We start from the raw sequence: 9,697 nt of genomic DNA, 5'->3' as shown, positions 1-9,697 counted from the left end.
CTGAACGCCTTCCAGATCGCCTTCGAAGGCCGGCTCACCCCGGCCGCCAACTGACCACTACAGAAACTGGATCAGCCGTCTACTGGACACTCCCCCTGCGGACGAGCCCGCCCAGCCGACAGATCGGTGGCTCACCCTGCCCGCGCTGGAGCGCCTGGTCTCCTACGACAGCCCCACCCCCTGCACCGCCCTGTGCACGCCGCCGCCGATCACCTTCCGGCACCGCCCGCCGCCGACACCCCCCACCGGGCAGACAGCACGGGAAGCTGCCCGGCGCCTGGCCGCCGCGACCGCCCATCCCCGCCTGGCCGCCGCCCTCGCCGCCGCGCTCTTCACCGGCGCCTCCTTTCAGCAGCTCGCTACCGCCCGCCCCGGCGACTATGACGACGCCGCTGCCACCCTGGCCCTGCACGACCGCGCCCGCTACACCGACGGCTGCGCCTCGCACCGGGTGCCGCCGTGGGCGCGTGTCTTCCTGAAGGCCGCCGTGTGCTTCGCCCGGCTCGCGCCCGGCCAGGACCAGCATCTGCTGGCCGGCCCCCACGACCGCACCCACATGCTGCGCGTGGCCGAGGGAGCTAGGCTCCGCCCGCCCCAGCCGCCCGCCGACCAGCGCACCGGCCGTATCCAGTGGGACTGGCGCGAACGCAAGGAAGCGCAGCACTACGACGCGATGCTGACACGACACCAGATCCCGCCTTCGCGCTGAGCCCGACCCCTGGTGCACGGTCAGCCGATGGAGAACTCGGCGAACTCCACATCGGTGAAGGCGATCCCGAGACCGTGGGCACGCAGGCCTCCGTCCCGGAAGTAGGCATGCCCCAGAGCGCGGGCGAGGATCACCATCTGCTGCTGCTCACCTCCGCCGGCGTCCCGGGCGGCGAACAACTCGCGGGCCACTTCTCCCGACAGGTACTGGGTGATCAGCCGTACTCGCGGATCGTCCGACGATCCTGCCGGAGCGGCGAATCCGAACCGCGCCCTGGCGTGGAGGACAAAGCCGTCGGCCTCGGCCCGGGTCCGCTGGCGGGCGCGCACCCGGGGCTGCCACCGTGCCCTGACGGCCTCATCTATCAACCCCGCATGCACAGCACTGGGACGGCGGCGCATTCCCGGCCGGGTGGTGAGCCACCTCTGTACCGTGCGCTGGGAGATCCCCAGGAGGACAGCCACGTTCTTCGTGGAGCCCTTCTCCGTCTTGAGCAGGAAACGCACAGCGGCGTCACTCGTAGGCACGGGACGGGTCAGCAGCGCTCGCTCGAGGCCCCTGACGATCTCACCCATGCCCGCCCCGCCTTCTCCACCGCGATGGCTGGTGCACGGCGGCCGTCTACTCTCCCAGATCTCTCACACCAAGCCGCGCACCCCGGCCAGTTCAGGCAAAGCCAAGACACCACCGCAAACCCTCGGCTAAGGAGCACGAAGCAGCTGAGGTCCGAGGGCGCCCCTTCCGGGGACAACCGTGCCAACCGCCGTTTACGGGATCCGTACGCGTTTGGTACGCGAAACGTGCGCTTCACGCTAGGGTTGCGGGAACAGGAGGTGCTGCATGTCCGAGCTGTTCGACGCGGTCGACGCGCTCATCGCATCCCGCTCCCCGTTGCCGCCCCCGGCGGAACGCAAGCGGCTGCGCCAGGCGCACGGCCTGACGCTGGACGAGGTGGCCGCCGCACTGCAGGTGCGGCGCGCGACGGTCAGCGGCTGGGAGGCCGGCAAGACCGAGCCGCGGCCACCGGAGCGCGACGCATACGCCCGCATGCTCAAGCAACTCGCCCAGCTCTACCCCGCAGGCGCGCCGGTGCCCCCTGAGGAGACGGCGATCCCCGAGACGCCTGCCGTTCCAGCCGCTCCTGCGCCATCGGCAGCTGAACCGGTCCAAGCCTGCACCGCACCCACAGGCCCGGCTACGGAGCCCGCGAACACCGCACTTCGCCCCGCAGCCCCTGCCGCTGTACCGCGCCCGGCTGTTTCGACCAGGCCGACGTCGCGGCGTCCGGCCGCGAAGAAGGCCGCCCCTGCCAGCGTCCCGGCGGGCGGCGCCGATCCGCGGTTCGAGAACGGTCCGCTTGCGGTCGTCGACGTCGCCGACGGCCAGGTGCTGGCGTACTGCGTTGGCGGCCTCGTCCTGGACGTAACCGCGAAGTCGATCCCGGCCCTGGTGGAGTGGACGCTGCGCGAAGGGCGGTTCGGCCAGCCGAAGTTGTCTGGGCCAGGCAAGGACGCCGACCCGCTGATCGTGCTGACCGAGGCGGCGTGCGAGTACTACGGCCTGCCCGTCACGCTCACCCAACAGGAGCGCCTGGCCGGGCGGCTGCCGGAGGGCCACAAGGTCATCAAGCAGCTGACGCGTGCCCACTGGCAGCTGACCAAGCGCGGCTTCGGGCCGTGGGCGAGGATCTACCGCCCCGCGCAGGGCGCGGAGCGCTCCTGCGTGCAGTTGTGCATCCCGTCGTGGGACGCGCTCGACACCCGGCACTGGGCCGACGCCGGGCAGTTGCCGCCGGCGGACCTGGCCCGGCTGCTGAGCACGTATGCGGCCCGCGTGATGACGCCGCGCGGATCCACCGCCGTGACCGGTCTGGAGCTGATGACCGCCCTGCACCCGCCGACCCGCGCCTCCGAACCGGACGCGACGGGCAAGCGGCACTCCGAGCACAACCCCGGCTCTCTGGGTAAGGATCCGGTGGACTGCGCGCCGTGCGAGGCACCCGACGGGCACCCGGTCCTGACGGACCTGCCGCGCTTCCACCACCGCACCCCGGCCGAGGTCCTGGTGGAGGAGGCGTACGACTGGGCACGCCCGCTCACCGACGCCGAATGCCTTCGCCTCCACCTTGTGGGCATCGACGTGAACATGGCCTTCGCCGCCGGGGCGAACGGCCTCACGGTCGGCCTGGGTGCGCCGACGCACGTCAAGAACCCCGTCTTCGATCCGAAACTGCCCGGCTCCTGGCTGGTCGACCTGAGCCACGTCGACCTGTCCCGCGTGAAGCTCGCCAAGCAGTGGACGGACCTGGACGGCGAGCTGCTGCCCAGTCCGTTCACACCGAAGGGCGAGCGCCCGACGGGTCCGGCCTGGTACGCCACGCCGACCGTGGCGTACGCGGTGGAGCTCGGCTACGACGTCGCGCCGATCGAGGCGTGGGTGCGCTACGACAACGGCCGTTACCTGGACGCCTGGTACCAGCGGCTGCGCGATGCCTACCTCGCCACGATGGCCGACCTTGGCGTGCACGCGGACATGCCGCCGGCCGACTTCCTCGCGGCCATGGACGGCTACCGGCACCGTGACCCCCAGCTGGCGATCGTGGTGTCCGCGATCAAGGCGACCGTGAAGGGCGGCATCGGCAAGCTGCGCGAGCGCCCGCGCGGGGAGGGCTGGAAGCCCGGGCAGCCGTGGCGGGCCCTTGCCCGGCCCACCTGGCGCCCGGACATCCGCGCCGCCGTCATCTCCCGGACCCGGATCAACATGCACCGCAAGATCGTCAAGCACGCTGCCTTCACCGGTCAGTATCCGGTGGCCGTCCTCTCGGACTGTGCCGTCTACGCGTCCGACGGGCCGTCGCCGCTGGACTTCCTGCCCTACCGGGACGGCAAGCCGCTGCCCGGCGGCTTCAAACTCGGAGTGAACCCGGGCCTGGTGAAGTGGGAAGGCACCCAGAGCGTGCTGTGGGGCGAGGGGGTGCGCGAGCGGTTCAACGCCCCGGAGCTCAACCTCGCCCGGTACATCAAGGACGGCACCGTCACCGACCAGGACACCGGAGAGTAGGCGGAGCGCGATGAGTATGTTCGGGGACGGCCTGGACGCCGCGGTGCAGAGGGCGTTCACCCGCCCGGTGCCCAAGAGCGCGCCCGCGCAGATGCGGTACCTGGTCAAGCAGCTCAAGGGCACCAAGGCGGTTGCCCAGATGCTCCGGATCTCCCAGCGCACCGTAGAGCGGTACGTGAAGGACCAGATCAAGAAACCGCGCCCAGACCTCGCCGCCCGGCTGGAGCGCGAGGTGAGGGCCCGCTGGCAGCCGCAGATCCGGGCGAAGGCCCGCGAGAAGGCGGCGACCATTGGCGGAATCGTCATCGACACCCGCGCCCGCCTCGGTTACACCGCGCCGATCGGGTCGACGGACCAGGACCGCATCCGGCACCTGACGGTCGCCCTGCCGCCCCGCTACGCCGCCCGCCTCTTCGACGCCCAAGAGCGGGGCGCCAGCGACCAGCAGTTGCGGGAGATCGCCGCCGAAGCGCTCAAGGAGGTGTACTTCCAGGACGGTGGCCGCCGTGCTGGCAGCCTGGAAGAGGTCCGCTTCACCGATATCGAACACCTCGACTTCGAGCTGTAGCCCCCGAGCAGCGAGCTCCGTCGACCACATGGACGCGCCGGTCGGACTGTGTGGTGGGGCCCCGGGCCGGCCGGGGGTCCGGTCGGCCCGATGTACCCCTGCCTCACGTCACGGCCGGGACCAGCACGGCCAGCAGCGCGATGAACAGCGTCATGACGCTGAAGAACACGAAGCCGCCGCGACCGATGGCCGTGGAGACCGACGAGCCCCCCTCGCGGGAGACGCTGTAGCCGATCAGACCTGCGACGGCGGAGACGGCCGCGAGGGCGACCAGAGCCAGAAGAAGGATCAGGAGGTTCTGCACGCTCACACCGCACCCCGCTGCTGGTGCCCGCGGGAGACGGCCTTCGTGTGCAGCTCCTCCGGGATCCAGATCCGGCGCTCGCGGGCCGCCTGGTACAGGGCCGTCCTGAATCGCGACCTCCGCTTGCGGACGGTGGCGCTGGTGAGCTTCAGCCGCTCGGCGATCTCGGAGTCCGGGAAACCCATGACCGTCAGGCGCACGACCGCCTGCGTCTCCGGCGCCTGCTCCTCGAGGATGTCCTCGAAGTCCGTGCTGAACACTTCCGACTCGATCTCGTAGCTGGTGGCCCGCAGCAGCCCGCCGATACCGGCATCGTTCGCGGCATCCTCCGTGAAGTCGTACACGGCGTGCAGCCGCGCCCAGCTGACCCGCTGCCTGGCCCACCTCACATACGCGCGCCGGAAGACCCACACGCACTGGCCGATGAAGTACGACATCAGGCTGCAGGCGCCGCGCGGTCCGTTGTAGTCCGCCGTCCAGCCCCGCCCGCTCTGCAGGTCGCGGCGGAACTTGCGCATCGCCTCGGCGAGCACGTCGACCATGATGACGTCCCGCTCCACACTGCTGCTACGCAGCAGCAGCATGTCGTCCTCGTGGACGAAGAACTTCCAGCCGCGGCTCTTGCACTGCTTCAGGGCGAGCCGGGCCAGCGTGCCCTTGCGGAGCATGCCGAGCAGGATCGGCTCGGCCTCCCGGTACAGCTCGATCTCGAACACCTCGTAGGCCAGCCCCTCGAACCCACCGCAGGCCAGCTCCTCGATTCGCGCGGCGTCCTGCTCGATTCGCGCCGTACCTTCCCCGCCCAGCACCGCGTCGATGGTCTCGACGATCTCTGCATCCACACTCATGGCATAAGCCCCCTCGTCGTGGTCTGCCCCCGATCCCCGACGACTTCTTTGAGTCGCGCGAGTGAGCTGCGAAGCAGATCGCTTGTTGTACGGGCTTATGTGCAGGGGAAGTTGGCGAACGTGACACGCCGGCTGAAATATTTTTTTCGCGAGGCTCAAAAGCAATCTGCGGGCCCGCAAATGCTCCACGGACCCGCAGTCGAAATCTCGCACCCGGCATTGACTGGACGAGCGCAGGCCCTCACCCTGTACCAGGGATCAGGACCGTGCTTTGACGATCAGCCGGCGTGTTCACACCCACTGCATGCCGAGCTCCCGCAGCGCGTTCAGCTGGTCCTGGGTGAGCTTGTCCCGCCTCGACTTGGTGTTCGAGATCCATACGCCCAGCTTGACGATCACCGGCTCCGTCTCGCCGTCGACCGTGATCTCTTCGCTGTGGCCCCTTGGCACCGGCCGGTGGGCGCCTTCCCGCTCCACCCACTGCGCGAGGGCCGCCAGGCCCCGCTGGAACGCCTGCTGCGCCTTGCCCTGCCCATTCGTCGGACCCTTGGCGGCCGGTGCGGGAGCCGGCGTCTCAGCGGGCGTGACGCCCAGCTGGGTCAGCCGCTGCCGTTGTTCGGGCAGGAGCCGCGCCCAGATGGCCGGCTGGGCTTGCTGCTGGAGCCATTTGCCGATGTCGTCGCCGTCCATGAGTACGCCGGGTGCGATGTCGGGCAGGTGGCCGTCGGCGTCGACCAGGTCGGCGAGGACGCGGTAGTGGCGCTGCCAGTCCAGCGGCCAGGGGCAGTTCCAGTCCGGGTCGATCTCCGTCAGCTGCGCTGCGCGTACGGCGGCCCGCTCCGGGTCCTTGCCCAGGCCGTTCTTCGTGCCCTTGCGCCGGAGGTTGGCCATGTGCTGTCCGACGGGCACCATCGCCTCGCCCTCGCCCCAGACCGCGTCCTGACGCGGTGCGAGGTGCCCGGTGGCCCGCCGGTAGGACCGGAGCGCGGCGAGCTTGGCCTCCCACGCTTCCTCGCCCGGTTCCCAGACCATCCCGGCCTCCGGCGCGTCCAGGAGGACCTTGCGCCGCTCCTCCAGCTCCCCGGCCCGCAGCGCCTTCCTCTGCTGGTGCACCCACCGCCCGAGGGGGAAGTCCTTGGTGACGCCGACCTCGACCTCAACGTCGTAGGGGACGGCGTAGAGGCCGGTGATCTCGTTCTCCGCCCGCCACCGCAGCAGGGCCTGGTAGCCCTCCAGCCACACCAGCGATTCCGGCCGGTAGACCCGGGTGCGCAGGAACGCGGCGATGGTCGCCGCGTCGCGCGGGCTGGAGAAGTGGAGCAGGGCCGACTCGGCAGCGGCGTCGGTGTCGTCCTGCTCCTGGTCCTCGCCCTCGCCCTCTGCGCCGGCCCCGACGATCCGCCCGTCCTCATCGCGCTGAAGGTGGACCTTGCGCTTGCCGTGGGTGAGGGCGCGGGAGGCGAGCTGCTCGACCAGGCGCTCATCGTGGCTGCGGAGGCCCTGGAGCACGGCCACGAGCGGCTTGAAGCTGGCGGAGGCGATCATGTTGGTCGGGTCCTCGCCGGGCTCCAGGAACACCGGCACGATGATCCGCGCGACCTTGGTGGAGCCGTCCTTGTTGAGCCTCAGCGCGCGGCCGATGTTCTGCACGATCTCCACCTGGGAGCCGCGGGTGTCCGCGAAGCAGATCGCTTCCACTCCTCGCTCGCCGGTGATGTCCACGCCCTCGCCGAGCACGCGAACGCTGGCGAGGAAGGCGCGGTGGACCCGGCGCCCGGCTGCGTCGATGCCGTTGGCGAACTGGCGGATGACCTCGCGCCGTTCGGTGACGAGGTGGTCGCCGCACAGCCATGCCGACCACACGCGATCCGGCGGGACGTGGCGGCCGGCCTCGAGTTCGTAGAACTCCGCGTCGATGGAGGACTTCGGCAGCTTGTCCGCGGCGGCCAGGTCCTCATCGGAGGCGTCGTTGACGTACAGCTCGGCAGCGGTCTGAGGCAGCTTCTCCGCGAACGCCGCGGCCTCCTCCACCTTCTGGTGGAACGTCATGACCGTACGCAGGTTGTACGCCGCCGCGTGCTCCAGGAGCGCGGTCTGAAGGAGCGCCAGGCGCCGGCCGCGCCGGGCTTCCTCGGACTCCCCGAGGACGGGGGAGGGGTCGCGGATCTCCAGGACGTCGATCTCGAACCCGGCGAGGATCTCGCGCTCGATCGCCTCCGAGAGCCCGAGCTCTGCGAGCCACGCGCCGTAGGTGCCCTCCGGGTCATCGGCCATGGTCGCGATCTCCGCTTCCTGGCCCTCCGCGCCCTTCTGCGGGCGGGCTGCGGCGAGGATGCGCGGGGTTGCGGTCAGGTAGAGCCGGAAGTCCGCCGGGATCCTCTGGTTGTCGTGGATTGCCGCCCACGGCCGCCCAAGATCACCAGCAGTTCCGTGGGCCTCATCCACGATCGCGAGGTCGAAGCCGCTCATGCGCTGGCCATACAGGCGGTCTCCGCCCGCCAGAGCGGCCTCCAGCGGCCCGCGAACCTTCTGCTGGCCCTCGGGTGCGTCGATGTCCTCACGGTCCACCAGGGAGGCGTACGTGGCGAACACGACGACCGGCCCGGACCCGGCCCACAAGGACAGCTGGATCGGGTTGGTGGTGGTCCGCACGCCCAGCTCCTTCAGCACCGGGTCGTTCTCCAGCGAGCACACCGCGACCATCGGGGCCCGGTGACCGACCAGCCGCCACGCCTGGGCGGTCTGCGCGAGCAGGTCCAGGGTGGGCACCGTCACGAGGATCCGGCCGTCCGCGAACGACTCCAGAGCGCATGCAGCGGCCGTGATCGTCTTGCCCGAGCCGGTCGCTGACACGATCGTGCCTCGGGCACCCTGCGGGGGCGCGGGTGACCTTGCAGGGAATCCCACCCACCTGCGAAACGCGGAGCGCTGATCGACCTGGTGTTCCTTGAGCTGAATCGCTGACATTTCCTTGCCTCCCCGAGCGGTCAATTCCTGTGGTCTTTCAGAGGGCCGCGTGCGGAATGCAGGCCGCGCCCAAGTCGTTCCAGATCGACGCATCCGCCTTGTGCCAGCCGCCCGGCTTTCCGTCCCTGAACGGCGGCTTGTCGTCCGGGTCGTAGTGACCGGCATCGAGCGTGCAGACCACGACATCCCCGTCCGCGTTCCGCGTCCGGGCCGTGCACAGACCGCCGGCCTCACCCAGCGCCTCCAGCACCCCGGCGCCGCGCCGTGGTGTGCGGACGGGTGCCCGGCAGCACGGCCTCCCGGACGAACCTCTCCAGCCGCACCAGGTCGGCCCGCTCACCCTGCCTCACGTCCGCGATATGTACGGCCAGTTCAGCGGCACCGGCCGACCGGCCACCGCGCCGGGACCACTCCCGGTCCGCGATGCCCACCAGGGCCTCGCTCACGGCCGTCACGCCGTCATCCCAGCCGTCCGAGAACAGCGGGCCCCGAGAGGCCGGCACCATGCCGCCCAGCTCCACCACCTGGCACTGCGCCCCAGCGACCGCCCCGGCCTCCAGTGCGGCCACCAGGTCGTCCGCCTCGCTCGCGGGCACTCCCTGTGCCTCCAGGAGCGCGAACACCTTCAACCGGGCGTTCACGCCCGCCGTCTGGTACTGCGTCACCCGGCGCACAGAATCGCTGCTCAGTGCGGGATCGGGTCCGGTAGATTCGTGGTGACCGGTCATCTACGGTCGTTCCTCTCGGAATTCCGGGGAGTTCCCGGGTGGTTGGAGGGTGTCCCGTGTTTCCGCCAACGGTACATGCTGCATCAACCTGATGCACGCGGTACACCGGAACCCACACGAACGAGCGACCCCCACCCCTTGTAGCCAGCCCGGCCCGCGCCAGCGGGCCCCAAGGTTCTGGAGGCGCAGCCGGAAGGGCCGTCAGGCGGGGGAGCGCAGCGGACCCGCCCGGGAGTGCGGAGCACTCCCCAACTCCCTTACTGGAGGCCCCACTAGCCGCACCTGACACCCCGCCAGCCACGGCCGCGCGATGCGCGGCCAGCCGGGCGCGCAGCGGCCGGCCCCACCGGTCCCTGGAGCGCAGCGGAGGGGACCGCCCGCGCATCGCGCGGGCCAGCGGGAGCGCAGCGACCGCCCCGCTTGCACATCGCGCAGCGATGTGGTACCCGCTCCGCGGGGGCTGCCGAGGAGGCCGCCGAACGCGCCGGACAGCAGCAGCGCCCGGGAGCCCGC

General features: G+C 70.7%; 9 protein-coding genes. 3 read left to right on the top strand and 6 right to left on the bottom strand.

Annotation, left to right across the window (positions count from 1 at the left end; genetic code table 11):
* Nucleotides 1-451 precede the first annotated feature (451 nt).
* On the top strand, nucleotides 452-709 hold the full coding sequence (locus ABZ659_RS35380; RefSeq protein WP_360228965.1) for a hypothetical protein: 258 nt from the start codon (nucleotides 452-454) through the stop codon (nucleotides 707-709).
* Nucleotides 710-729: 20 nt separating this feature from the next.
* On the opposite strand, the gene ABZ659_RS35375 is transcribed toward ABZ659_RS35380, so the two are convergent.
* Nucleotides 730-1,284: an XRE family transcriptional regulator gene (locus tag ABZ659_RS35375; RefSeq protein WP_360228962.1), complete on the bottom strand. Its 555-nt coding sequence runs from the start codon at nucleotides 1,282-1,284 to the stop codon at nucleotides 730-732.
* A 265-nt stretch (nucleotides 1,285-1,549) separates the two neighbouring features.
* On the opposite strand from ABZ659_RS35375, the gene ABZ659_RS35370 reads away from it, so the two are divergent.
* Together ABZ659_RS35370 and ABZ659_RS35365 are read left to right on the top strand one after the other, a co-directional pair.
* Entirely contained in the window at nucleotides 1,550-3,769 is a 2,220-nt protein-coding gene (locus ABZ659_RS35370; RefSeq protein ID WP_360228959.1) for a helix-turn-helix transcriptional regulator, read from the top strand.
* Between the two features lie 10 nt (nucleotides 3,770-3,779).
* Nucleotides 3,780-4,337 (top strand): DNA-binding protein, encoded by a 558-nt coding sequence (locus ABZ659_RS35365; protein ID WP_069974927.1) that lies wholly within the window; start codon nucleotides 3,780-3,782, stop codon nucleotides 4,335-4,337.
* Nucleotides 4,338-4,440: 103 nt separating this feature from the next.
* Here ABZ659_RS35365 and ABZ659_RS35360 read toward each other — a convergent pair whose 3' ends face one another.
* The 5 genes from ABZ659_RS35360 to ABZ659_RS35340 form a co-directional block, all read right to left on the bottom strand.
* On the bottom strand, nucleotides 4,441-4,641 hold the full coding sequence (locus tag ABZ659_RS35360; protein WP_203232971.1) for a hypothetical protein: 201 nt from the start codon (nucleotides 4,639-4,641) through the stop codon (nucleotides 4,441-4,443).
* Between the two features lie 2 nt (nucleotides 4,642-4,643).
* The gene (locus tag ABZ659_RS35355; RefSeq protein WP_360228956.1) at nucleotides 4,644-5,489 is read right to left on the bottom strand and encodes a hypothetical protein; all 846 of its coding nucleotides are present in this window, start codon (nucleotides 5,487-5,489) and stop codon (nucleotides 4,644-4,646) included.
* Nucleotides 5,490-5,780: 291 nt separating this feature from the next.
* A complete protein-coding gene (locus ABZ659_RS35350) occupies nucleotides 5,781-8,456 on the bottom strand; it encodes a Helicase associated domain protein (protein WP_360228953.1) in 2,676 nt (891 codons plus the stop codon).
* 37 nt (nucleotides 8,457-8,493) lie between these two features.
* Nucleotides 8,494-8,706 carry a hypothetical protein gene (locus ABZ659_RS35345; RefSeq protein WP_360228950.1) on the bottom strand — a complete coding sequence of 71 codons (213 nt, stop codon included), beginning with the start codon at nucleotides 8,704-8,706 and terminating at the stop codon, nucleotides 8,494-8,496.
* On the bottom strand, nucleotides 8,687-9,121 hold the full coding sequence (locus ABZ659_RS35340; RefSeq protein WP_360228947.1) for a hypothetical protein: 435 nt from the start codon (nucleotides 9,119-9,121) through the stop codon (nucleotides 8,687-8,689). The genes ABZ659_RS35345 and ABZ659_RS35340 overlap by 20 nt, the downstream gene beginning before the upstream one ends.
* Nucleotides 9,122-9,697 lie beyond the last annotated feature (576 nt).

The sequence above is a fragment of the Streptomyces sp. NPDC006997 genome (genome assembly GCF_040635175.1).
Taxonomy (GTDB): Bacteria; Actinomycetota; Actinomycetes; order Streptomycetales; family Streptomycetaceae; genus Streptomyces.
Note: the sequence above shows the minus strand (reverse complement) of the source record. Positions and strands in the feature narration are given on the sequence as shown.

Excerpts from the sequence above, each read along its gene's own strand:
- ABZ659_RS35375 (WP_360228962.1), bottom strand. The coding sequence starts at position 1,284 with ATGGGTGAGATCGTCAGGGGCCTCGAGCGAGCGCTGCTGACCCGTCCC.
- ABZ659_RS35370 (WP_360228959.1), top strand. The coding sequence starts at position 1,550 with ATGTCCGAGCTGTTCGACGCGGTCGACGCGCTCATCGCATCCCGCTCC.
- ABZ659_RS35365 (WP_069974927.1), top strand. The coding sequence starts at position 3,780 with ATGAGTATGTTCGGGGACGGCCTGGACGCCGCGGTGCAGAGGGCGTTC.
- ABZ659_RS35355 (WP_360228956.1), bottom strand. The coding sequence starts at position 5,489 with ATGAGTGTGGATGCAGAGATCGTCGAGACCATCGACGCGGTGCTGGGC.
- ABZ659_RS35350 (WP_360228953.1), bottom strand. The coding sequence starts at position 8,456 with ATGTCAGCGATTCAGCTCAAGGAACACCAGGTCGATCAGCGCTCCGCG.